Source organism: Maridesulfovibrio zosterae DSM 11974, from assembly GCF_000425265.1.
Classification (GTDB): domain Bacteria; phylum Desulfobacterota; class Desulfovibrionia; order Desulfovibrionales; family Desulfovibrionaceae; genus Maridesulfovibrio; species Maridesulfovibrio zosterae.
This window is the reverse complement of the sequence record NZ_AUDC01000001.1, coordinates 1-25,368: the sequence shown is the minus strand read 5'-3', so window position 1 is coordinate 25,368 and position 25,368 is coordinate 1. Positions and strand designations below refer to the sequence as shown.

Below are 25,368 nucleotides of genomic sequence, written 5' to 3'. Positions count from 1 at the left end.
ATTCCTGATGTTATGGATACATAAATCTACCCTGTGCCTCATTGAGCTAACTGGAAAGATCCAACATTAGTGGTGGTTACAAATCAGAACCGACCTCCACCTCCCCAATCAAAGTATCAATGTGATATTTACTACATTTTTATATAAAAGAAATTATAATAATGCAGTTATCATAAACAATAATGTTTAAAATTAAAAGTAGGTGATACTATTTATAAACAGTTAAAAACAAGCTACCCTGTAAATACAAAAATGGTTACCCCGTAAATTGGGTTAACCATTTTTTATTGTCATGCTGAATGCGGTAAATAATACTGTCAACAAAGCTCAGACGCCTCTATATAGTCGATCCACACGTTCAAATATTTTGTTTAGTAGATTTTATGGTTGCGAGCCTTGCTTATACAAAACTAATCTTTCCTCTAATAGGTTATGTAATTTAGCGTAGTCCAATATTGATAAATAATATACCTTTCACTTAATATCTTTCAAAATATTCAAAAAAAAGATTAAATTTATATTTATAAGTATGCGAGGCAGCTATGTTTACCGTTTATCAGTATAGAGTAATAATACCTGTTTGTTTCCTAACGCTTTTTCTTAGCTTTCAGGATGTGCAGGCAAAAGACAGAATAGTTGTTGCCATTGACAGCAACTATGCCCCGATATCTCTACTTACACCTGCAGGTGATCCAGCTGGAATTCTAGTTGAAATGTGGAAACTGTGGGGCGCTCAGACCGGCACAGATGTTGATTTCGTAGCAGGTACTTGGAGTGAAACGTTAAATATGGTCAAGTCTGGTAAGGCCGATGTCCACTCTGGTTTATTTAAAAATGATGAGCGCTCTTCCTGGATGGATTTTTCAGACACCTTATACTCAATCAAAAGTGCATTATATCAAAGAACTAATTCTCCCCCATATTTAATGGATAAATTGGCTCACAAAAAGATAGGGGTCGTCTCCGGAACCTATCAGGCTGCCTATCTGCGCAATAAATTTAATGATATTTCGATTAATGAATATGACGGACATGAAGCTTTAATCACTGAGCTTATTGCCGGGAAAGTCGATGTTATTTTCGACGAAATAACCATTGTTTCAAGGATCTTAACAAGATTAGGATGCGAAGGATTAGTCACACGTATTAAAGGCTCAACGACAGCTAACACAGTACACGCCGGAGTACTGAAAGGAAAAGTTAAGTTACTTAATATTATCAATAAAGGTTTTCGAAATATCAGTCGCGAAAAGCTTTCATCAATTGACAGACACTGGATAAAAAATCCCGAAGACCGATTTTACCAAAAAGATGTAACCGGGGCAGAAGTTGTACTGACTGATGAAGAAAAGAAATACATTCAGAAACACGCTTCAATATCTCTGACTTCAACTCCAAACTGGCCTCCATTTGAAATGAAACAGGATGATGGTTCCTATGCAGGTATTGCAGCAGATTTCATTCGCATGGCTGCGGGTAAGGTCGGCATTGAGATAAATCCTGTTTTCGATACAAACTGGGATGCTCATATGAAGAACCTTAAAGCAGGCAAATTGGATGCTGCTCCGGGATTGAATGATACTCCAAAGCGCCGCAAAGATTTTATTTTTACTAAACCATATATAGAATATTACTCCGCCATATTCACCACCTCAGAAAATAACGATATTTTCTCTCCTGAAGATCTGAAAGGAAAGACGGTAGCTTTAGAAAAAGGTTACGCTATTGCACGAAATCTCCCAACTGACCACCCCGAGATCAAAATGCTGCCAGTTAAGACCACACAAGATGCTTTGGAAGCTGTGGCAACAGGAAAAGCGGATGCATATATAGGCAATCAGGTAGTTGCGTCCTATCTTATAAAAAAATACACACTCCCAAATTTGAAGCTTGTCAGCCTCTGGCGTACAGACCTTCCCGGTCAGCTTAGGTTTGCCGTTGATAAGGATAATCCAATACTAAAAAACATACTTCAAAAAGGTCTTGATGCTATAACAAAGAAAGAAAAAAATGCTATTCTTTCTACATACCTTGATGCTTCAGGTTTTCAGAAGAAAATTTTTTCACTCACAAAAGAACAATGGTCATGGCTGAAATCGCATCCGCAAATCAAACTTGGAATAGATCCGCAAAGCGCCCCTTTTGAATTCATTGATAAGAAAGGTAAAATGCAAGGGATTGCTTCGGAGTATATTAACTTTATTCAGGACAAGCTGAAAGTGGAGATGACCCCGGTTGCCGGTCTGAGCTGGAATGAGGTTCTCCAATATGCCATGGAAGGTCGTCTTGATATCCTGCCATCAATAACAAAAACTCCTTCAAGAGAAAAATATCTTCTTTTTACCGAGCCATATATTGAATTTCCTATAGTCATTTTCTCCCCAAAAGACGCTCACTTAATAAGTCAATTAAGCGATATTACCAGCGGCAGAATTGCTGTTGTCGAAGGTTATGCTGCCCATGAATATTTAGCTTCGGACCATCCTGAGCTGGAGTTGCTTCTATTTCCGACTGTTCCTGATGCAGTCGCAGCCCTTACGCTCGGCAAGGTGGATTGGCTTATAAATGATTTAGCTACAACAAGTTATATTATTGAACAAAAAGGAATAACCAATTTAAAAGTTGCTGCTGCAACGGATTATATAATGCCTCTGGCTATGGCTGTCCGCAAAGACTCCCCCGAACTACTGGAAATTTTGAATAAAGTATTGAGTGTTGTGTCAGATGAACAGGCTGATGAATTCAAAGGTAAATGGCTGGCCTTAAAATACGAGCATGGTCTGGATATGTATACGGTAATGACATGGGCATTACCTATTACCGGCGGCGGTCTTTTGATTATAGGGCTTGTCGTGCTTTGGAATAGAAAACTCGGCAGTGAAATTACTGAAAGAAGGAAGGCTCAGTCAGAACTGGCAGAGACTTTAAAATGTCTGGATGAAAAAAATACAATGCTTGAAGGATTGTCTACAAAACTGGCTAAATATTTGTCGCCGCAAGTATATGACTCAATCTTCTCGGGTAATAGAGATGTAGTTTTATCCACAGAGCGCAAAAAACTTACTGTCTTTTTCTCAGACATCAAGAACTTCACCCAGACGACGGATGATATGCAGCCGGAAGACCTTACAGCCCTGCTTAACCATTACTTCACAGAGATGTCTGCTATCGCTTTTGAATACGGTGCCACCATAGATAAATTTATTGGTGACGCTATGCTTATGTTCTTTGGAGATCCTGAATCCAAGGGAGTGAAAGAAGATGCAAAACTTTGTATACGTATGGCTGTAGCAATGCAGAAAAGAATGGTTGCACTAGAAAAAGAATGGCAGGAAACGGGATACGATAAGCCATTCAAAATGAGAGTGGGCATCAACACAGGATATTGCAATGTTGGCAACTTCGGTTCTGAATCACGAATGGATTATACTATCATCGGTGGTGAAGTTAATCTGGCAGCCCGTCTCGAAGGTCAGGCTGATCCGGGCGGAATACTTATATCTTCAGAAACATACAATCTAGTCAGGGACATCGTTAATGTAGAAGAGCGAAAGCCTGTAGAAGTTAAGGGAATTCGTAGAAGCATCCAGCCCTATGCCATCACTTCAATCTGCGGAGAAGAAAACTCCTGCTCCGCTTTTGGCAACATGATCCGCTACAATGAACATGGATTTGATCTATCCATAGATATCAATATGCTATCTAATGAAAAACGAAAGAATATCTCTCAACGCTTAAGTGAGATAGCCTTGTATCTGGAAGAGTAGTAACCCTGCGGGACGTTTCAGAAATCAGGATATTAATTTTATGGATATCTTCCACCGAACACATTTTAGCAAAGTTTTATATGAACTAAGACCTTGCTAAAAAAAAGCGCCTGACACAAAGGAGAATGAACTTCGCTCTATTGATGTTGAATTAGCCCAATTTATCTAATTCTGTACCCAAAAGATACAAAACAACTTATTGCAACAAATTTACATTGTGAGTAATCACGACGCGTAGGGTTATAAAAAAAATATACCATATGTTAATCTTGATTCATAAAAATATATAAAATTAAAAATATTTGTCAGAGACTGGGGTCAAGTCTCTATCTGCAACGGGGAGGGGTGATGGAACAACTTTCAAAATTATTGAAAGATAATGAAACATGGCTCATGGAACAAATTCTTTCATATTCTAAGCGTCATAACTATACTAAATATACGTCTACACTATTAGATGCATGGCGCTTATCCATATCGGGGCTGACAGATGCTCTGTGTATGAACCTTCATATGCATGGCATACAAGAGCCTCAACTTCATGCTGATGAAAACTATACAAATGATCCTGTTACTGAATTCGGAAGACTTGAAGCCAGAAGACACCGGGCACGAGGTATCAACATTTCTATGTTCCTTGGTCTTTTCAAATATTACCGGGATACATATATTGATTTGATTATCGAAAAAAGTCCTGAAAAGTTAAAGGAACCTTGGATTCGTTTTATTTTAAAAAGTTTCGACCGCTTTGAAATATCCTTGAGTGCTGAATGGATAACGACAAAAGACTCCGAGCATATTGCTAAAATTGAGGAGACAAATCGTCATCTTTCCAATGAAAAGAACAAGTATCTGACTCTATTTGAAAGCACCCCGAGACCGGCATTTCTGATCGACAGAAAAGGTTTACTTGACAATTTAAACCTTGCTGCGGCCCAGTTACTTGGATTGAGTAAAACATCCGGGGAAATGTACTACTCAAAGGGACATAGCACTTTAGACAAAAAAGTCGGAGTACTTCACAAACCATTGAGGAATTACCTGCCTTGGATAGAAAAAGAAGCAACATCTTTTTTGCAGGGAAATTCTTCTACTCAAAGGATAGAGACAAATACAGACTTATTTGGTGCACATAAATATTTTGATGTATTTTTTGCCCGTATGCTGGATGTGTCAGACAAATTCACTGGAATACTTATAATTATTGATGACATTACCCAAAGAAAACAACTGGAAGACCAATTAAGCTATTTGGCCACAACAGACGCGCTTACAGGGGCTAACAATCTTCACCGTTTCCTTGAAAGGGGCGAAGAGGAAATGGAGCATGCTAAACGTTATGAAAGACCTCTATCGCTTATCATGCTTGATATTGATCACTTTAAAGCTGTAAACGATACATATGGACATGCGGTAGGGGATGATGTCTTGAGATCTCTTTCTACTAAATGTCGAGAAATACTCCGCCTGACAGATCTTTTCGGAAGGATTGGAGGTGAAGAGTTTGCTGCTGTTTTACCTGAGACAGATTTAGAAGAGGCAAGGCTGGCTGCCGAAAGAGTCAGAAGAGCCCTTTCTCAATTAAAAATTGATGGTCCTGATAGCAGCATTTCATTTACAGTATCTATTGGAGTTGTTGAACGCGAAGAAAATAAAAATCTTGCCGATGTTATACAAAATGCAGACAAAGCTCTTTACGAAGCAAAACACATGGGTAGGAATAGAGTTGTTACTAAAACCCGGAATGCTTATGGATAATGCGCAAGTCCCGGCTCTAATGAAATTTTAAACTTTAATATATTAAAGATAGTTATCTACCCGAGGGTAGAAGCAAACATTGACCTACCCTCTTCTTTGGAGCAATTTATGTAAGTATTTATTTTGTCAAAAATACATAATTCAGCTAATTTTCATGCGCTTTAAGCGGATTAAACCATAATTCTTTTCGTTCAAATGGTGTTTCCGGGGACAGAAAAGGGTTATCTACGGCAATGATCATTCGATTTTTAAGATCAGCTTTGCCAAGATTTGATGAATTATATTCCCAGAATAATTTATCAAAACTTCCATCTTTAAGCATTATTTCCAGTCCACTTTTAATCCTCTTCGCCAGTCGTGGATACATGGGCGAAACAAAAAAATATACAGGCTGTGGTAAGTACAATGCAATACCCGGTTCAATTGCCAGATCAGGCATAAGCAGATTCCTGCTTTCATATTCAGCAAAGATCTCACTTACCCCTCTTGGGAAATAGTCAAACCGATCATACAGAAGCATCTTAAACAGCCCTGCGTAAGCACCTCCTCTTACGACATTAAAGTCAAGCCCCTCCATAACCTTGGTCGTACTCCAGTGCCTATTAAGTCCCACTCTTAATTTTTTCAACTCTTCAACTGATTTGATTGATGAAAATCTTTCTATATCCTGTTTTCGGATAAGGAAAAGGCGGTAACCTAAAATTCCTTTCAATACAGGAATACGTATCGGTATTAATTCTTCCTCCCATTTCTCCTGAGTTGGTGCGACATAGAGATTCAATTTCTTCCCTTTGAGCAATTCCTTAAAAAGGCGTTCCCGTTGTGCATCAGAGATTGTCGTTTCAATTGCAAAATCTCCAAAGTTATCTCTTGTTTTCTCAAGCGCCATGGTCAGGATTTTATTTTCATAAATATGCCGAGAATCTAGATAGGAATGGCGGTTTATCAAGCGGATAAGATCTTTTGCTATGCCGGTATGAGGAAATATAAAAGTTACTGCTATCATTAGCCAAAAGCCCACAGCCATTTTTTTGAACATATTTTCCTCCAGACCTTAATCTTAGTATTAGCTAAATGTTAAAACCTATACCTATTCCTCTTAGCAGATATTTTATGAAAATTGTAGCAATGCTTGCATCAAAGCCTCTACGCATAATAAAAACTTGAGGAGATTAAATAATCTTTGAATCAATTGCAGATTGTGGTTATATTAACGGTTGGTAGCTATCTGAAAATAACCATCTGCAATTTATATCTTTTTTCAAAGCTACGCAGGATCACTATATGGAGAAAAAATGTTTAAATACCTAGTACTTACCATATTTCTTTTACTATCCCCCTGTATAACGCAGGCAAGAGAGCTTACTATTGTAACACTTGATAATACTCCGCAAGCATACCTTGAGCACGATATCCTCAAAGGTTTTCTTGTTGATATAGTCAAAGAAGCCGCCAGACGTGCTGGATTTAGAGTAAAATTAAAGATTGTGCCATGGAAAAGAGCTTTAAGTATGGCCAGAAAAGGTACAGCTGACGCTATATTTAATGCAGGGCTTACAAGAGAAAGAGCGGAATATCTGGTCTATCCTGATGTAGTTCTTATAACCGAAAAAGTCGTTGCATTCAGACGGGTAGGATCATCAACTTTTCTTAACAAGGACTTTTCATCTGCAACTATGCTTAATGTTGGAATCGGCCGCGGTTACTACTATGGTAAAGAAGTAACAAATGCCATTGAATCTGATAAGTTCAGATGTGTTGAAATGGTAAAAGACATTGATTTAAATATAAAAAAATTACTTGCAGGACGTCTGGATATTTTTTTCGGAGACTATTACCCTGTAATGAAATCCTTGAAGGATAATGGATTGCTGGACAAAATAGAACCTATCAGTGGCCCAGAAACAGGTATGCCTATAATATACTCTAAATCAGACACATATCTGGCCTTTTCCAGAAAAAATTATTTTGGAAATCTAGAAAAAATAAGCGAAGCTCTTAAGCAGATCAAGCAGGATGGGACTTATGAAGCAATAGTGCATAAATATATTCCAATTGGAAAGACCAATTTCTAGTCCCCATTTGCACAATTAAATAGATGGAAGAGCAAGCTTGCCTATAATCCAGTCAACAAATACTCTCATATCTGCGTTTGTTTCAGGATCGTGCAGAGAAAGGATTACGTAATCACTTTGAGTCTTCTTAAAACCGTAAGGTGCGATAAGTAATCCCTGTTTAATGTCATCGTAAACCAAAGGTTCAGGGCCTATTGCGATTCCAAATCCTGTTATTGCCGCTTGCAGACTGAAATAAAAATGATCAAAATATTTTTCTGAATCAGTCTCAATCGGAGAAGCTGATAATATTTTCCAGTCTGTCCATGCTTCCGGACGAGTCCGGGTATGGAGAAGGAGCTTCGGAGTATGCTGATGTTGTTCCCAGTAACCGGGACTGCATACGGGACCAATCCGCTCTTTACCGATGGTTGTACACTGGTAGTACGACGGCCATGTAAAATCAGAACGCCGAATAGCAAGATGCACCCCTTCTGCTGACAGATCAATCGGGCCGCCTCCAGTAGACAAATGAATATCTATTTGCGGATGTTTTAAACGAAAATCCTCAAGTTTCGGCATCAACCAGCGCATGGCAAGAGATGGTTCACAAGATACAGACAGTCTGCGCTTTGATTCTGGAATTCGTACTGCCTCGCTTACATTTTTTAATTTTTCCAGCACCTCTTCTACGCCTTCTGCCAGAAGTTTTCCTTTCTCAGTAAGGAAAAGTCTACGATTGCGTCTTTCAAAAAGATCAAATCCAAAGAATTCTTCAAGTTGTTTCACAGCCCTGCTGACTGCTCCATGAGTCAGGTTCAGCTCGTGTGCCGCTTTGGTAAAGCTGCTATATCTGGCTGCTGCCCGGAAACTGATGAGCGGTTTTAATGGAGGAAGATTATTCATGACTATCTGTGATTTTTTTTCATAGTTAATGTGATTTAATTTCGTTTTTTTTATCCCGTAAATTCTTTTATATCATACCATACTTGATGTCTACGGAGGATAATTTATATGAATTTATTTGAGTCAAATGCGTTTTTAGTTGGGATGATAACAGTGCTGGCTGTCGTAAGTCCCGGACCTGATTTTGCAGTAATTCTCAGAAATGGACTTCGATATGGGAGAAAAATGGGATTAGCCACAGCTCTGGGCATTGCAAGTGGCGTTGTGGTACACATAACGTATACCCTGCTTGGACTCAGCTACATTGTTTCAGAATACTCATGGATTCTTGAAGCTGTTAAATTTGCCGGAGCAGCTTATTTAATCTGGCTGGGTATCTCAGCATTCATGCCTCAGAAAGAAAATTCCGCTGCTGCAGACAGCAATGACGAAACTATTTCAATCAACTTTTGGAATGCATTTAGTAACGGATTTTTATGTAATGCGCTCAACCCGAAAACCATGCTGTTCTTCATCGCATTGTTCACGCAGGTAATATCTCCTGCAACCTCTTTAAGCGCCAAAGTGGGTGTGGGATTTTTTATTTCATTGACCCATTTATTATGGTTTTCATTTATTGTATTTGTGCTAACAGACTCCCGCACAATGAAATTGTTTACCAGATTCCAACATAAGCTGGAAAAAATCATCGGCGGCTGTCTGATCGCCCTTGGTGCAAAACTGGCGTTAGACTCATAGTTTTAAATATTTTAATGCAACATTCAAAAGACATACAAAAAAAGGAGATACTATAATGAAATACGAATCAATCAACTTTAAAAATAAATTTTCTAAGTTTACAGAACATTGGTCCCCAAAAGTAATTGCTGAAATGAACGATTACCAATTTAAACTTGCTAAGGTAAAAGGCAGTTTTGTATGGCACGACCATAAAGATACAGATGAACTTTTTATGGTTATTTCAGGAGAAATGGAAATTGAATTCCGTGATGGCAAGGTAAACATTGCAGAAGGTGAAATGTTTGTTGTTAAGAAAGGAGTTGAACATAAACCTTTTGCACCCGAAGAATGCCAGATACTCATCATTGAGCCGCGCGGGGTGATAAATACCGGAGAAGCTGACAGTGACCTCACTGCAGCAAATGACCAGTGGATATAAGCAGAAAATTTATCATTTTTACATAAAATGTGCGATGTAAAGAACGATATAAAACTCCCGCATTGCCAGAGCGTCTATTTCGGCATATATTTATGAGACTGGTACTCCATGTAAATCAGGCCCACACACAATAACCAAGGCTCAAAGGCCAAGGAGGAGCTCATGAACAAACATATCGCCATCTATTTGATCCTCATATTAATGGCTGTCATGTCCACTACCGGCTGCAGCACCATCTATAAGGGCGCCATGGATGAACGCAGTGTGGGCCAGCAGACCTCCGATGCCACCATCTCCGCGACAATCATGAAGCGCTATCTGGATGACGACGATGTTTCAGTGCTGTCCATTGAACCATACACTTTCATGAGCCATGTCTACCTTGTGGGTGAATATGATAACTCTGTCCAGATAACTAAGGCTGTGTCCATTGCCCAAAACGTTGAAGGAGTAAAGGGCGTAAGCACATACCTTGTACCTAAAAAGGAAGATCCCACCTGCGGAACAACTGATAATCTGGGGATTCTGGCCTCAGTCAAAAAAGATCTCATCGGAGACGGCGACATCTGGTCCACCAACGTAGAAGTCAAGGTCGTCCAGTGCAAGGTGATTCTGCTCGGACTTGTAGGCTCACAGACCCAGCTGGATAAGTCCATTGCCCATGCAAAAGCTGTGGAAGGAGTACGCGGAGTGAAATCCTACCTGAAGGTAAAGAAATAATTCTGATCAGGAATATTCTTATTCATACAGAAAAGACCGGAAAGCGTTCCGGTCTTTTTTTAGGCCTGCGGCTGGAATTGACGCTGAAAACAAAATGCGCTAAAAATTTTCCTATCAACATTGGCCCAGCTGATAGATGAAAAACATGAAAGAAACTTTACTACGAGGGATACATGAGAAAGAGAATAGTAGCGTAATCCGTCTGCTGATGGATTCGTAGCGCGGCAGACGGAGTACATCCTGTTGACCATTGAAAGGACAAAAGTCCCTACCCAGGAACAACAAACAGCAGGAGTCATCCAATGACGCAAATAAATTATTCAAAATCAAATAAGTACACCGACCTTGACTATATATATACGCAATGCAGCGGCCCCGGAGGGTTGCGATTGAGCGATTTTATGGCTCAAAAAATGAAGCTTAGACGCGGTTCGCGTCTGCTTGATGTCGGTTGCAACAGAGGTGTTCAAACCTGTTTTCTTGCTAAAGAGTATGATGTAGATATCCACGCAATAGATCCTTGGGACGACCGTATGCAGGGAGATCCAATGGTGGAACATCTTCGCAGGAATGCGGAGTTGTGGGGAGTGTCGAACCGGATACTAGGGCAACGGATAGGAGTACCGGATACGAACTTCGCATCCGAATCCTTTGATTTTGTCTATTCTACAACCGCACTCGAAATGGTTCGCGGCATGAATGGCGAAGAAGGATATATAGACTGCCTGAAAGAAATACACCGGGTACTCAAACCTGAAGGTGTATTTGGGCTTGGCGAACCAATGTGCTATGATATACCTTTGCCGGAAGACCTTGAGCCGTATGTATCTCAAAAGGATTTTCCGTGGAAGGAATGTTTCAGAAACATTAATAGCACAACAGCAGACATTGAGCGCGCCGGATTCATCATTCTTGAAAGCGGCTATGCACCAGATGCATGGTCCTGGTGGACGGAATTCGCAAAACACGATCCTTTCTGTAAAAAGGACCCTGATGGCGACCCGAAAACCCTTGAAATAGACAACGGACGCTGGACCAGCTTTGGGTATGTAATTGCCCAGAAATCTGCTAAATAGCATAAATAGAGGGACAGCAGGATTCATACCTGCTGTCCCTTTTTATTTTCTTGAGATCGCAACCGTGCAGTTAATAATTACAATTAACAATCCATATTCCTTATAAGTTGTCTATCACGAACTTCCATTTTTTAATTTACACTCCCCACGCTTCACACTATCCCGCACTCCGTGTTTATAATATTCTATAATTCAGTAACTTATGAATTTTAAAAATTATACTGTGCAGGTAATGAGATGACTGCGAACTGATTTAAATCGCATTAGCCGAACAATCGCAATTTATATCTGAATACTACTTGAAATAAAGTATATTAACCACGTTTGCGACAATCCACATGGTAATAACATAGTGGAAGTTATTCGCCAAAATAGCCCGTGGCGACACATTATATCGACTGGTCAGGACCAGCCCCACTCCGGACAGCGGACTGCTGCCGGTCGAAACAGCCCAGCTTGTGAGAAACAGAAATGCGAGCCGTGAATTATCGGGATGCAGGGGCAGCAACAGCGGGCTGAGGATGGAAATACCAACCAGTGGGTGTACACCGATAAGCCCCATACCGATCAACAGAGCAGAAACCACAGCAAAAAGACCGTGGGAGAATGTTGCCCCTGTGAAATTGAACAGTTCCGGATAAACATGAATAAGCGAGGTAATGCCAACGGAAAACACTCCGGCAGTAAGAAAAAGTACGAACTGGCTGACCGTAGAGACGATTCTATTGCTGATAAAATCATGGAGATGTGGCAGTCTAGGTCTGCTACGCATCAGCAGAATAGCTGCTGGAGGGGCCACAAGGCAGATCAGAAGAATCATGCCCACTTCGGGAAAAAAATGATGACCGGTGATTACCGCCGTCGCAAGTAGAAGAGGCACGGTCATGCTTTCCACCCGCACCGGATAACCGGTGAATTCGATTCTGCGAATAAAAGCAACCTCTACAATCGAGAAGCAAAGCGCAAATGCGCAAAGAATGATCCCCGGCAGAAGCGTCCGGCTGTACTGCATATCCGGAGCGTAAGTCAGGGCAACACCGGCGGAAATAAAAAACGGTGACCACCATGCCGCTGCGCAGAATGAACGCCCGAGCAGAATAGCCTGTGCTTTGCTCAGAGTATTGTTACGCTCAAGACGATCCCCTAAAACAAAAAGAATAGAAATATTAATGACAGCACCGATCAGCGTAGTTCCCACTGAGGTGGTTATTATGGCCCGCTTTCCCCGTGGCAGATTGTCATCTTGAACAGCAGGGGTGGTCAATGCCAAAAAGGATACGGCTATAAACATTGGCAGTAACTGCAAATTCTGGGTCATGACCTTTTCCCATCCAAGAAAAGTTCCATGCCATGCTGAGAACAGCAAGGCGGCTATCCCTGTACCAAGAAGAAAACATGCCTGTTTGCGAGAGCCTGCGGAAAGTCTGCTCCATTCTATAATAACTACCAGCCAGGCCATTGCGGCAACCGCGATACCAAGAGAAGCGTTAAGTTTACTGGCTAGAAAAAGTAGCAGCGTCGAAAGGATGAGCCATCCAGTATATCGTTGTAAGGTGTTGAACATGGTCTATCAGCAACCGGAAGTTAAGATTTTGAAATTGATACCGGATAAACAGGAGAATGGTTATATGCCCGCTTAAGAAGACAGGCAAGCAGATAATTTCCGGGTAATGACATATTCAGAATCATTGCCGCATTCTATAATAATATTGGGCTGCACTCCTTTGAAAATGGAATTATTACCATTGATTAATAAGAGAACTTCAAATAAAAAAATACTGATCTAAAGAAACATCTGACTATCTGAGACTACCTACGGTATGTATTTCTGACTTATTAATAAATTTTGGGAACTCTCAGGCGACCTCTGATACTTATTCCTGACTCATTAAAAACTTTTAAAATCATAAGCATCTCTTCTTCAAGTATATAGCGGGCCTTACCCGCAGAATGTCTCCTAAAATCCTCTTCATAAAGTCTTACTAAATCCAGTTCACCACCCATAGCACTAATCATGCTGCGAATGATTCTACTATATGATTTGACGGCTGGCTTAATGAAAAATTGATGTTTTCTTGACGCTATAATCATCGGCTCTTCAATAATTTGAAAAGAACTGACCAAGGATAATCTAATACAAAGATCCCATCCAAATTCATTTTCTGTTGAAGACTTAAAAACACCTATCTCGTTATGAAGTTTACGTTTATAAAGCAATCCACGCAAATCACAAACTTCCTGCATCATCTCTCTGCTATATTTGTACGGAATGATAACCTGCTCCGGCTTGCCCTGCTCAACAAGGAGAAAGCCACAACGCAGAACGTTTGCGTCCCTGTTCTGCTCCATATAATCAATCATATGGCCAATACACTTTGGGAAAAGTTTATCGGCAGTGTCCAGCCAGAAAAGAAATTCTCCCCGTGATGCATAAAGACCGGCATTTAAAAGTTCATGGAGTAGCCCGGAGTGTTTTACGATTTTGATTTTAAGATTTGAAAAATCTTTGGCAATAGCGTTTAAAAAGCCTGTATTCTCTCCCGAATATAATAAAATAACTTCCATACTTTCAACGCACTGGGCTGACAACATAGACATAACTTTCGGCAAATTATGTAATACCTTGGATTCCAGAACAGGAACTATTACACTTACCTTAATGCTTGATTGTTTTTCCAGTCCCGGCATAATCGGTCTCAAAATTGATGGATCTTTTGAAATTGTCAGCCCTTTGCGAACATGCTTAACTTTGCCACTCTCGCTAAGTTTATACCACGTTCTACCAAGAGTCTCTGCAAATCCATGAGAGTTGCGCATAGTCTGGGTTTTAAACATAGCACACGCCCCGATCTCGTTGAAATGAGGCAAAGACAATTCCGCAGAGTTTGAATTATGCTCAAATCCGCTCCCCAACCGAGAAAATAGAATCTCATCGAAACATTCATCTGTTCCTAAATATTCTATTTTACGACTGTCTCTTATTAAACGCTTGGAATTTGCGTAGGCAAGCACTACATCAGAATTTTTCAAAAACTCGTCACGCAGGGAATAGCAAAAATTTTCAGTATATTGGCATAACGGGGTGGCAGTTACACAATATGTCCCCTTCGCTTTTTCAAGTCCGATATTCAACATTTCATTTAAAGATTTCTCTTTGACCTGAATATGGCGAAGGTACATCCTGTCATTATATTGTTCTGTAATTTTTTCAGCAACTTTACCGCTGGAGTCTGCATTCAGTAAAACTAATTCGGTAAACAGAATCTGATCAAGTAATGAATCCAGACATAAACGAATATCATCAGACCAGCTGAATACCGGAAGTAATATGCTGATCTCCGGCTCACCTCGTACATCTGAAATGGATAAACCGTTTTGTTGGTATAATTCTGTAGGAGTTCGAGGACCATTAACTATAACATCTTCATAATACTGATGAAGTTCTTTCTCAACATCAAGACCTTTGCCGAGTCGATCAACTGCCAGATCACCATCTTCACTGTTGAAAAGCATAAACGGTTTATGGTTCTTAATAAAATACACCCAACTTTTTTTTCTGAGGCATGTATAATCTGTAAGGCTTTGTTTTTCCAACGTCACATTACGTTCGGCAATTCCAATTAAATCCAGTTCTGGCCCGCCATGCAGTACAGAAGTAAGACTTACCCCCTGCGCATGCATATCTTCTCCAAGTGCCATATCAAGCAGAGTCGGAGCTATATCTATACTACGAATCAAATTATGCCGTTTACATGGGGTCAATCCGTCTGCAATAAAAGATGCAAAAACTTGAGTTCTGGCATTTGAAAAATCCCATGGCTTGTTTTTATCATACTCAATATAGTCACGATCAAGAATACAGCCATGATCGGAAGAGATGACCACAATATCATCTGAACCTGGATTAAGTTTATCCCATAATTTTTGAAAATCTTTGGCTTGTAAGGCTACAATGTTAAGATATTGCTCTGTTGACCAGTTTTTGCTTGCGTATCCGCCGAAGTCATGGATGTAATCGAGGTGAATATTAACAAAAAAAGGCTGATCATCTATGCGCAAACGTTTAAGGAAAGCATCTCTCAAAGAATTGTCGTAATCCTTGTACGGGGTGTGCTCTAATGTAGGATATCCTGATTCAAAAATTTCAAACCCTGATTTAGGCTGGCAGGAATCAAGACTGCTGTCATCCCAGCGAAGAGTCCGGTATCCATGCTTTTTAAAATGCTCAGTAACTGAAATTGCATCATCATTAAGATTACGCAAAGTATCTATATCCATATGAGCCATTCCGGTTAACCCCGGGCGCAAGGATGTAAAGTATGATGGAGCAGAAATTCTGGTCCCCCCGCCTGTAGCCATAACGTCAGTAAACAAAATCCCCTGTTCAAGCACCTTGTCTATCTCGTTAGGCTCAGCCATTTTTGATTTACACGATGCCAGCATATCAGACCGTAAAGTATCAATGACAATCCAGATTATATTTTTCTTAATATCTCTCATAATTGTGACTAATGTATTTAGTATTCGAGTAAAACGTTAAACCTGTATGGGGACATGGGATAGCTGGGAAGACTTTGATCAAAAAACGTAGTCTTCATGCGATTTCTTTTTCCAAACTCTTCAAACCATGACTTCGAATAATAAAGATGTCTGTAAGGACTGTCTTCAGCAGTAGGATAATCTTCACCGGCGTAAACAACATCCCGACGAAAAGTTTCGCAGGCATCACGTTTTTCAAGATCAGGAACATCAAGAATAAAAATTTTCCCACTACCGGTCAGAACCCTCAAAATTTCGTTCATTGCCCGTTCAGCATAGTCATAGTTTTCAAAATAAAAGAAAACACCATGTGAAAAGACTGCTTCAAACATATTGTCAGAAAACATCAAGTCGGCAGCTTCACATACTTCTGCTGAAAGTTCAGGAATAGCTTTTCGAGCTTTTTGAATCAGGGTGTCAGAATAATCTACTCCATACAGATTGGCCCCGCACTCACGCATAGTCCAGAGCATCGCTCCAGCCCCGCACCCGATTTCAAGTAAATTTGATCCCTGTGAAACCTGCAAATGTTTCTGAATATCTGCAGACGCTTTTAACCAGTCCTCTACTGTCATTGCGCCAGTATTGGTATCAAAACCGTCAGCTTTCATTAATCCCTCAAGATCATAAGAACTTTTCTCGCCACCCTTGCGTAGCCATACTTCCTGCCATTTATTTTTATCTTTTGCCGTCATTAGTAATCCTGTTCAGATAAGGGGTGTGGTTTTATATAAACTTAAAAAAATTACGGTTTAGAAATCAAGCACTATAATTAAACATAGTTTTATGAATATTGTGATTCTTCTAGGCCATACTCACGCGAGTTAACTGATACAGCTGTCAAAGTTTCTGCCAATGCGTTGACCAGCAATTTATTCTCTTCCGGTGTTTTCACGGCGACTCTTATGTATCTGTTTTTAGGTAAGCCCTGTTTTTTGCCAAGATCTTTTACTAACAATTTATAATCCATAAATAAACGTTCCTGAATTTCTTCAGAGGAAATATTCACCGGCAGTTCACAGCAAAAGTAATTAGCAAAAGACGGGATAGTTCTGATGGAAGGAATATCACATAAAAGTTCATACATCTCATCTCTTGCAGCTATTACCCTGGAACGGGCAACAGCATAATCATTCCGATATTTGGGTAAAATATCAATAAAGTACTGAGCTAAAGAATTTATATGCCATATGGGCAAAGATGATCTAACGTCATTAATTCTTTTTGTATCAGCAGTAGCAATATAACCCAGCCTTATCCCCGGAACACCTAAGTCTTTACTGAGACTCCTTAAAATAATCAGATTAGGATATTCTGACAGCTCATCTAAAAATGATATGTCTCTGCCGGTGCTTATGAAATCAGCAAAAGATTCATCTAAAATAATCATATCCAGAGAACGCAATTCTCCAAATATATAGTGTAATTCTGAGGCATTAAATTTTGTGCCTGCGGGGTTACTTGGGTTGATAATAACCAGAGCATTAGATCCGCTTGCTTTTGTTTCTTTTACGATATTCTTCGGTGTATGTGCTAATGTCTGTGGATTCGGCTCAATATAGTGAATCTGTTCGGCGTCAATATTGCGTGCATACTCGTCAAATGAGGGCAATAGTAAAGTCACTTTTTTAAAACTGCGCCGCAAATATTCAATCAATTCTGATCCGCCGTTGGCTACAGCAAGCATAGACTCATCAATTCTTGCCCAGTTTGCAAGGCTGTGATTGATCTCCATCTGCCCAGAAGGATAGTTGCCTAAAAGATCTGTCAGGTTCAGACGCAGCTCATTGTATAAATTTTGATTAGGGAAATATGGATTGTATAGATATTCAAAATCAATGAAATCATAACGCCAGTAACCGCCATATTTCTTACGGATTTTCTGTAGCAATGAGTAATCGTCATTCAAATAAGCTTCAGCCCGCTGCAAATCGGTAAAATCATCTATTTCAAACCAGCGGTGCGGATGGCATACTTTCGCAACCAGATCTTTATTCCCCATAAAAACAATCACTCCAAGAACCAGTTCATAATACTCATTTTGCCCATTGATCTTTACATAAAGATCAATGGTTGGTCTAAAAATATTTTGTAAAAATTCATGGGTAAAGGTATAAATATTAACGGTTTTATACTTATCAGTGATGTTAAAATTAGCATCTTGATCTTTACCGGGAATAAGCCTGGTGATATTTTTTTTATCCGCGGAAAGCTCGACAGTAGTACCATCCATATGAGGCTGAAACCGGTCTACCAGTACAGAGTTTTCAAAAGGCTCCGTAAGTAAAAAATTAATAAGTCCGGCATCGAAAAAGATATCGCATTCTAAAAGAACGGTGTCTCTGTCCCATAAATCACGGGTCAGCCATAGAGAATGAATATTGTTGGTCTTATCCCAATCATCATTTGTGACATATATAATCTCTATTCCATTATAATTGTCACCAAGAGAAGCTCGAAGCTGCTTTGATTCATAACCTTCGACAATAATGAATCTTTCAACAGGATGATCAGATAGAATTTCAAGTGCATTTATAATAAGCGGAGTACCGTTTACCTCAACCAAAGGTTTAGGAACTGTGTCTGTAATTGGACTTAATCTTTGTCCCCTCCCCGCGGCGAGTATAATTACCTGCATAATATCCTCCGTGTTAATCAAATGACATATGCCGCATAATTAAGCAAAATTTATTCCTAAATATGAAAATAAGCTTTAAAATCTTTGGTAGTGCATGAAAATACCCTCATAAAACGCAAAAAAAAGGGTTAACCCGCTATGCGGGTTAACCCTTTTTTTAAACGAACTTTAATAATTACGACTTCTGTATCATCGATGACATTAATTCTTCTAATTCATCAGCGAGTCTAGACAAATCGGCAACAGCATTTGAAGACTGTTCCATAGTTGAAGCTGTTTCAACAGCAATACTGTTAACCTGTTCAGCGGACTGGGCAATCTGTGCACTCACGGCAGACTGCTCTTCAGATGCTGTTGCAATAGATCTTACCTGATCTGTTGTTTCCCTGACCATAGACACAATTTCCTGCAAAGCCTCACCGGACTGGGCAGCAAAATCAGAAGCCTGCTCTACTACCTCAGTTGTCTGCTCTGTATTTATCACACTTTTGCCGGTGGCATCTTGAATTGATTTTATATAGCCGCCGACCTCGTTAGTAGCATGCACAGTTTTTTCGGCTAATTTACGAACTTCATCTGCGACAACAGCAAAGCCGCGACCGGCATCACCGGCACGGGCTGCTTCAATTGCAGCATTCAGGGCCAATAGATTGGTCTGGTCTGCAATATCACTGATCACTGTCATGATAGAGCCAATTCCATCTGCATGCTTCCCGAGTGAGGTCATGTCCTGACTCAAAATACTGGTCTTTTCACGAACCTGATCCATCATGGAAATAACTTTGGCAACAACATCTTTTCCACTCAATGCCCGTTCACGTGATTCATCGGCAAGTTCAGCCGCATGTTCAGCACTGCGGGCAACCTCAACTACAGAGGCACTCATCTGCTCCATAGCCGCAGCAGCTTCTGATGTCAGATTACGCTGAGTATTAGCGCCGGAGGTTGATTCCTCTATCTGAGCAAAAAGTTCAGCTGCCGCAGAGGAGACTTGAGTCGCAATCCCGTTGGCCTGTTTCGCAGCTACTTCAACTTTTTCAGCCTGAGCTTTAATTTCTTCCTGCTGCTGGTAAACTTCTGTTATGTCATTCACCGTGCTGAAAGCCCCGATCAGATTGTTATCGAGATCAAATAGCGGAGAAGCAGAGAAAAAGCCCGTTTTCATTACTCCATTGCGATCTTCAAGATTAGCTCTGACATTAAGAATAGGTGCTCCTTCACTCATTGCTTTAGCACTTAGAGTTTTTTTACTAGGATCATTATAAACAAGTGCGCCTAATTTTTTACCTATAAAAGAATCTACCGAAGTCTTTTCACCGACAAAATCAACCAGAGCCTTGTTGCACATGACAATCGTCTCATCCACGTCAACAACAACAAATGGAGATGTGATCCCTTTCAAAACTCCATTGGAAAATCCAAGCTTATTTTTAAGTACAGACACAGTCTGTGAGATATCACCAGCTAATTCTTCTATTTCATACTTAAACTTTCCATTAAGCTCAGCTGAAAAATCACCGTCTGCAATCCGGCTGGTAAATAGTCTTATATTCTGAATCGGTTTAAGAATCATACTGCGGACACTTAGAACAAGAGAAATGATAAAAATTAAGGCAACAACAAAACCAACAGCGACAATAACATTACGCAACTGTGTCGCAGTGCTTTCAATCTCAGATTTATTTACTGTAAGGAATATAATCCAACCGGTTTCTTTTACATGCTGGAAGTAGAGCATTTTGTCTGCTCCGTCCCATTCATAATGAACAAAACCATTCTTCTTAGAGCTGGCTTCGCGTACAAAACTCTGACTGGAATAATCCTTCAGAATAAATTCCTTACTAAGTTTATGGGCAATTATGCGTCCCCGACCATCGACAATAAGAGGATAGCCTGATTTATTGATAGTAACTTTAGATAGAAGTTCATGAGAAAATATATCCCAGTCAATTCCCGCAGCCATTCCCCCGACAATCTTCCCCGAATCATCTTTTATTGGGACTGCAACGGCAAGTATGGTTTCACCGCCAGAACGACTTTTAATAATATCAGAAAAAACACTTTCCTTCCCTTTAAAGATATCTTTCACATATTTTCGTTTTGCCAGATCCAGACCTATCAATGAGGCTCCATCCTGTTTAATACCGACCCTGATGACACCTTTGCTATCAAAACAGTACAGAGCATTGTAACTGGGAAATGGAGCAATCATTTTTTTTATTTTATCTTGTGCAACATCAAGATTAGAGTCATCAGTCAGGGCTTTTTGAAAATCAGAATCAGATGCTAATGCCTGCAAAGTGTGTTTAATATCTAGGGCATACATATCAGCATTGTCAGCAAGCTGATTGCCCATTTGTGTCATGTTACGCTTCTCAATTTCCATAACGGAACTATTGGTCATTGAAACGACAAGAAATACAATTCCACCGATTGACGCAACGACTAAAAATGCCGCTGTTGCAGAAATAGCAGATGATATAGATTTAATCATACAAAACTCCCAAATTTAATTTCTAATAGTGAGTGCTTATGTATAAAAGAGTATAAAATGTCAATAACGGGAAATTAACTTACTCCGAATAACCTTCGCCAATTCAGTTAATACAAAACCAACACACCAATATAAAAGATAAAATATGTTAATTTAAAGCAGACTGAAAACTATTTTATTTACACAGAATTACCCGGATCAGGATGCTATGGTCTACAGAGACATCAAACTTACTTTTAAAATTTATCAGAATAGATAAGCCAGTGTTGTTGGCGACCGGAAATACTGATATAGTAGGACTAATAACTGGTGATATTTAAAAAATTATGTTGTATCTGCTCAATTGAAATCCACGACCAAAGTAATTACATACCCGTAAAGGATAATAATCATGCAAGAAAAATGTATTGTCTGTGAACATCAAGTCGAAAAACAGGATAAAGTATGCAGCAACTGCGGCACTCCCATTGACCGAAGTGAAGGACGAAAAAAGATTGTGGGGAATATTGTAATAGTAGTGTTTTTAACCGCCATCGTAGCTGGAATTGTATGGCTGGTTAAATATTTAATATAGTAAGATGCAGAAACTGAACGGTTGGAATACAGACTTTTATAATCCGCTATTTTGGCAGGTTAACCAAGGGCTTTGCTGACCAATCGGCTTTGTGCTTCTTGAAGAATATCAGAGTAATCAACCGTCATTCCAGTTTCATATTTGTCGGTAAGACATAAGAATTGATCATCTTTTTTCTCAACAACTCCGTAGCAGCACAGATATTTGCATGCGTGGTGGACCAAATAGTTAATGGTTGTTGAATGATCACCCTTAGGTTTCATCAGGCAGCAGTGTGTATTTTCTGACGGACACAAAATTTTAATCACTTCATCAGCAACTTGAGCGAGTTGAGCTTCGCCTCCTAAGGATTCAATTGCTCTTAGAACAGGAGTCATTAATTCATAAAATTTTGGAACATGCATTTACTACACCTTCTTTGGTTATTTAGAGTATAAATATATAATTCACATCTCTAAAATATGTCAAGAAAGATTCACATATGAACGTTACCAATTCTTGCTAGCATATCCGATGCTATTTGACAGGATAGATCGGCGCGATATCCAATGTACGGACATTCTCTTCCCATGCAAGTGGACTGAGACAGCTCGGGAGGACCGCTTTTTGAACAGCACTTTTGCGCTTGGATGCCCAGCGGGCGGCCTTGTGGAGTTCCGCAGCCAGTAATGCAGGGCTCGGGCTGGGCAGGGCTTTGATGTTAGGATGACTTGCGGAAATATTCTTGGGACCGAAGTCATTGGTGATGGTATAAAGACCGAAAGAAGCCATTTCCAAAGGTGGATAGGATGGATGCGGGGACACCATGAATGAGATGCCTATATGAGAAAATTCGAGGTAGGACGCATACTTGTCCATGGAAAGTTTTCCCATGCTTTTTATGAGCACACCGGACGAAAGGATGATGTCCTCATGTTCCTGACCGGCACTGATGATGTAGAACTGTGAACGCTCATCAGGAGTCAGTTCATTGAAAAAGATATCGAGCCCTTCCAGAATAGCTCCAAAACAGTTCCTCGGCTGTTCCGGACGGCCATAAAAAAAGATGAGTATTTTTTCGGAATTCTTATTCTCCAACCGCCAGCCAATTGTATCCAGCCGCTTCCGCAGATATTGGTTCAGTGAGGGAACAACGACATGGCGCTGGGCAAAGGGATATGACTGACTATCAAACCACTGGGCCAGACTGTGGGAATTGAACAAGGCCCAAATATATTCATGATGACGATAAGAGGCCTGACTCATAGCAAAGCGGTAGCCAAAAGGATAAAAACCTGGTTCATAGTCCTGAATGAAGTAATAAAAAGGCGTTTTAGAATTCCCGTCCAGCTCCATCAGACGTGCATGTTCCTCCCAAACCATGGTACTCATCCAGTAAGAGCAAAAAAACACATCATCCGGAGTGGTTTCCAATGGCTCCGATCCATACACCGTATCCCACTGGATAATTTTCTCCGAAGGGTTCTCTACAAAATCTTTAAAATCAAACATTTCTTCAGGTGAGGCCATAGGATTCAGAGACAGAAAGCGGATGGAATCGTAATGTACTGTCAGGGATTTGGATACTTGCAGGGCCGAGATCACACCGCCGAATGCCCATTTGGATAAAAAATGTGGAAGGATGATATTTAAGCGTGTCTGTCCTGTTCCTTTTCGCAATCGAAGCTGCGGACTGGAAACAGCACTTTTCGTGTATTTGCTTTGTGCGTATAAAATGGGGGTATTATCAGCTTGCATATGAGAAAACTAATAAGATAAATATATTTATTCTGCAAGATAGATCTAAATAAAACCGTTTCTCTGCCTATATTCGATTTCTGGAAGATAAATAATTTTTGCGGCATGTCTGTAAAGGGTATGGCTTTTCTTGTACGCATGATGCCCCAACAGGAATAGAATCTGTGGTGCGAGATTAGAAACTATGTATAATATAGATGAATTGTTGTATCCATCAACAACCCTGAAAAAGTTGCGAGCATGTTCTCAAAACAGAACCTGATAACCGGCTACTACAATTGAGAAGATTAAAAGTATGTCATGTTCGGTAATCTGGATCGCTATTTTTATGTTTTAGGTTATCCTTTAATTTTGGTGTATTGCTGGATCTTGTTTTTTGGAGGGATGCAGTGGATTGATTTTTCCGTAGATTCTGTAGATCAGCAGCTCAATTATTCCTCCAAACTTCTGATGCTTGCGGTTTTAACGTTGCTAATCAGTTTTGGTGGCATTTGCACGTAACTCTTCAATTTTTTTTAACCCTATGCCCTCTTGCATATCTAAAAAATCAAAAAAATTCTTACTATCTATGAAATAATTAATAGCCCCGCTCCCTTTACCCATCTCTTTTTTTTCAAATAACTTATTTTTATGTGGGTGATTTGCCAGATTTACACTAACTTTTGGTTCAACCGAAGCTAACTTTCTTATTCTTCTAATACTATCAATGAAGGCATTAGCTAAGTCAGCATCTTTTTTTGCAGGACTATGCCCACCGAACATAAACGCCCGAAACGGTTTCCCCAAATTTTTGACCATAAATTCTATGGACAAACAATTTTTCGTATGACCGGGTGTTATATAAAAAGTAAATTTAGTTGTAGTGGTTCATACTTGATCTGACAGCCAGCCTTTTTGATGGAGCTGCAATTGTCAGTTTAGTCTAAACTTTGGACCTTCTCATCCCAAAGTGGTTTGGCCTCCATCATAGTTGCTAATGGTGTTCGACCGCAACACATTTTCCCTTGATGAGAACGTTGCGTGTTGTATTCATCTATCCAGATATCGAGGTCTTCTTGCAAATCTTCCAGTGAAGAGTAAATCTTACGTCTGAACGTGACCTTGTAAAACTCATCAAGAATTGTTTTGTGGAAACGTTCGCAGATCCCGTTTGTTTGTGGATGGCGTACTTTTGTTTTTGTGTGCTCAATGCCACAAACACCAAGAAACAACTGGTAATCATGTGTTTCTAAATTGCCGCAATACTCTGTGCCTCTATCGGTGAGAATACGCAAAATACCCATATCCTGTTCAGCAAAAAAGGGAACAACCTTATCATTAAGCATGTCAGCGGCAGTGATAGGTGTTTTGGTAGTGTAGAGCTTTGCTGCTGCCCACTTGGAGTAGGTGTCTACAAAAGTTTGTTGGTAGATCCGACCAACTCCCTTTATCGTACCGACATAAAAGGTATCTTGGCTGCCAAGATAGCCAGGATGGGCTGTTTCGATTTCCCCGCAAGCAATGTCGTCATCCTTTTTCCGTTCCAGAGCTTGAACCTGCGCTTCGGTAAGGACAATTCCTTGCTCTGCTGAAATCTTTTCCAAAGCCTTCAGGCGGAGCTTGAAATTATGAAGACCGTGCCGCAGCCAAATAGATCTAATGCCGGACGGCGAGACAAAAACACCTAATTTTCTTAGCTCGTTACTGGCTCTTGTTTGTCCATGAGCAGGAAAGTCATTTGCGTAAACAAAGACTGCGTCTTCGATAGCCTGATCAACTCTATTTTTTAGGTTTGGCTTACGACGTGATTTATCAAAAAGAGCTTCGACTCCGCCTTCTTCCTTGGCTGACTGATACCGATAAAAAGTGTCACGAGAAAAGCCCATCAACTTGCAAGCTCTCGAAACATTACCAAGCTCTTCAGCCAGATTTAACAGACCAATCTTGTGTTTTATGATGTTTTGATT

Annotated in this window: 19 protein-coding genes; 8 read left to right on the top strand and 11 right to left on the bottom strand. The window is 40.0% G+C overall.

The features are described from left to right. Positions 1 to 542 precede the first annotated feature (542 nt). Complete coding sequence (locus tag H589_RS20175; RefSeq protein WP_084146792.1) at positions 543 to 3,767, top strand: transporter substrate-binding domain-containing protein; 3,225 nt, start codon at positions 543 to 545, stop codon at positions 3,765 to 3,767. Positions 3,768 to 4,115: 348 nt separating this feature from the next. Then, on the top strand, positions 4,116 to 5,525 hold the full coding sequence (locus H589_RS0100095) for a sensor domain-containing diguanylate cyclase (protein ID WP_035074478.1): 1,410 nt from the start codon (positions 4,116 to 4,118) through the stop codon (positions 5,523 to 5,525). Between the two features lie 145 nt (positions 5,526 to 5,670). Here H589_RS0100095 and H589_RS18785 read toward each other — a convergent pair whose 3' ends face one another. Beyond that, positions 5,671 to 6,564, bottom strand: a complete 894-nt coding sequence (locus tag H589_RS18785) for a type 2 periplasmic-binding domain-containing protein (protein ID WP_051249542.1) — start codon at positions 6,562 to 6,564, stop codon at positions 5,671 to 5,673. 256 nt (positions 6,565 to 6,820) lie between these two features. Between H589_RS18785 and H589_RS0100085 the strand changes: the two genes are divergently transcribed. Further along, the gene (locus tag H589_RS0100085) at positions 6,821 to 7,600 is read left to right on the top strand and encodes a substrate-binding periplasmic protein (RefSeq protein ID WP_027720144.1); all 780 of its coding nucleotides are present in this window, start codon (positions 6,821 to 6,823) and stop codon (positions 7,598 to 7,600) included. A gap of 15 nt (positions 7,601 to 7,615) precedes the next feature. On the opposite strand, the gene H589_RS18780 is transcribed toward H589_RS0100085, so the two are convergent. Then, positions 7,616 to 8,485, bottom strand: a complete 870-nt coding sequence (locus H589_RS18780) for a LysR substrate-binding domain-containing protein (protein WP_051249541.1) — start codon at positions 8,483 to 8,485, stop codon at positions 7,616 to 7,618. Positions 8,486 to 8,593: 108 nt separating this feature from the next. Between H589_RS18780 and H589_RS0100075 the strand changes: the two genes are divergently transcribed. From H589_RS0100075 to H589_RS0100060, 4 genes are all read left to right on the top strand, one after another. Next, positions 8,594 to 9,223: a LysE family translocator gene (locus H589_RS0100075; RefSeq protein WP_051249540.1), complete on the top strand. Its 630-nt coding sequence runs from the start codon at positions 8,594 to 8,596 to the stop codon at positions 9,221 to 9,223. A 55-nt stretch (positions 9,224 to 9,278) separates the two neighbouring features. After that, the gene (locus tag H589_RS0100070; protein WP_027720142.1) at positions 9,279 to 9,644 is read left to right on the top strand and encodes a cupin domain-containing protein; all 366 of its coding nucleotides are present in this window, start codon (positions 9,279 to 9,281) and stop codon (positions 9,642 to 9,644) included. A 162-nt stretch (positions 9,645 to 9,806) separates the two neighbouring features. Further along, a complete protein-coding gene (locus tag H589_RS0100065) occupies positions 9,807 to 10,364 on the top strand; it encodes a BON domain-containing protein (RefSeq protein WP_027720141.1) in 558 nt (185 codons plus the stop codon). Positions 10,365 to 10,666: 302 nt separating this feature from the next. Further along, the gene (locus tag H589_RS0100060; protein ID WP_027720140.1) at positions 10,667 to 11,440 is read left to right on the top strand and encodes an SAM-dependent methyltransferase; all 774 of its coding nucleotides are present in this window, start codon (positions 10,667 to 10,669) and stop codon (positions 11,438 to 11,440) included. Positions 11,441 to 11,735: 295 nt separating this feature from the next. Here the strand turns inward: H589_RS0100060 and H589_RS0100055 are convergent, their stop codons facing one another. The 5 genes from H589_RS0100055 to H589_RS0100030 form a co-directional block, all read right to left on the bottom strand. Then, positions 11,736 to 13,004 carry a hypothetical protein gene (locus tag H589_RS0100055; protein ID WP_027720139.1) on the bottom strand — a complete coding sequence of 423 codons (1,269 nt, stop codon included), beginning with the start codon at positions 13,002 to 13,004 and terminating at the stop codon, positions 11,736 to 11,738. A gap of 272 nt (positions 13,005 to 13,276) precedes the next feature. After that, on the bottom strand, positions 13,277 to 15,940 hold the full coding sequence (locus H589_RS0100045; RefSeq protein WP_027720138.1) for a sulfatase-like hydrolase/transferase: 2,664 nt from the start codon (positions 15,938 to 15,940) through the stop codon (positions 13,277 to 13,279). Between the two features lie 17 nt (positions 15,941 to 15,957). Then, on the bottom strand, positions 15,958 to 16,674 hold the full coding sequence (locus H589_RS0100040) for a class I SAM-dependent methyltransferase (RefSeq protein WP_027720137.1): 717 nt from the start codon (positions 16,672 to 16,674) through the stop codon (positions 15,958 to 15,960). A gap of 89 nt (positions 16,675 to 16,763) precedes the next feature. Continuing rightward, positions 16,764 to 18,617 (bottom strand): aminotransferase class I/II-fold pyridoxal phosphate-dependent enzyme, encoded by a 1,854-nt coding sequence (locus H589_RS18775; protein ID WP_051249539.1) that lies wholly within the window; start codon positions 18,615 to 18,617, stop codon positions 16,764 to 16,766. A 175-nt stretch (positions 18,618 to 18,792) separates the two neighbouring features. Further along, positions 18,793 to 21,111, bottom strand: a complete 2,319-nt coding sequence (locus H589_RS0100030) for a methyl-accepting chemotaxis protein (protein ID WP_027720136.1) — start codon at positions 21,109 to 21,111, stop codon at positions 18,793 to 18,795. Positions 21,112 to 21,502: 391 nt separating this feature from the next. Between H589_RS0100030 and H589_RS0100025 the strand changes: the two genes are divergently transcribed. Next, complete coding sequence (locus H589_RS0100025; protein WP_027720135.1) at positions 21,503 to 21,685, top strand: zinc ribbon domain-containing protein; 183 nt, start codon at positions 21,503 to 21,505, stop codon at positions 21,683 to 21,685. A gap of 59 nt (positions 21,686 to 21,744) precedes the next feature. Here the strand turns inward: H589_RS0100025 and H589_RS0100020 are convergent, their stop codons facing one another. The 4 genes from H589_RS0100020 to H589_RS0100005 all read right to left on the bottom strand — a co-directional run. After that, a complete protein-coding gene (locus tag H589_RS0100020; RefSeq protein ID WP_027720134.1) occupies positions 21,745 to 22,089 on the bottom strand; it encodes a winged helix-turn-helix domain-containing protein in 345 nt (114 codons plus the stop codon). A gap of 112 nt (positions 22,090 to 22,201) precedes the next feature. Beyond that, a complete protein-coding gene (locus H589_RS0100015) occupies positions 22,202 to 23,344 on the bottom strand; it encodes a rhamnosyltransferase WsaF family glycosyltransferase (protein ID WP_169433092.1) in 1,143 nt (380 codons plus the stop codon). Between the two features lie 549 nt (positions 23,345 to 23,893). Beyond that, positions 23,894 to 24,235: an MBL fold metallo-hydrolase gene (locus tag H589_RS18770; RefSeq protein WP_169433091.1), complete on the bottom strand. Its 342-nt coding sequence runs from the start codon at positions 24,233 to 24,235 to the stop codon at positions 23,894 to 23,896. Positions 24,236 to 24,339: 104 nt separating this feature from the next. Next, on the bottom strand, positions 24,340 to 25,368 hold a 1,029-nt coding region (locus H589_RS0100005; protein WP_027720132.1), incomplete at its 5' end, for an IS481 family transposase.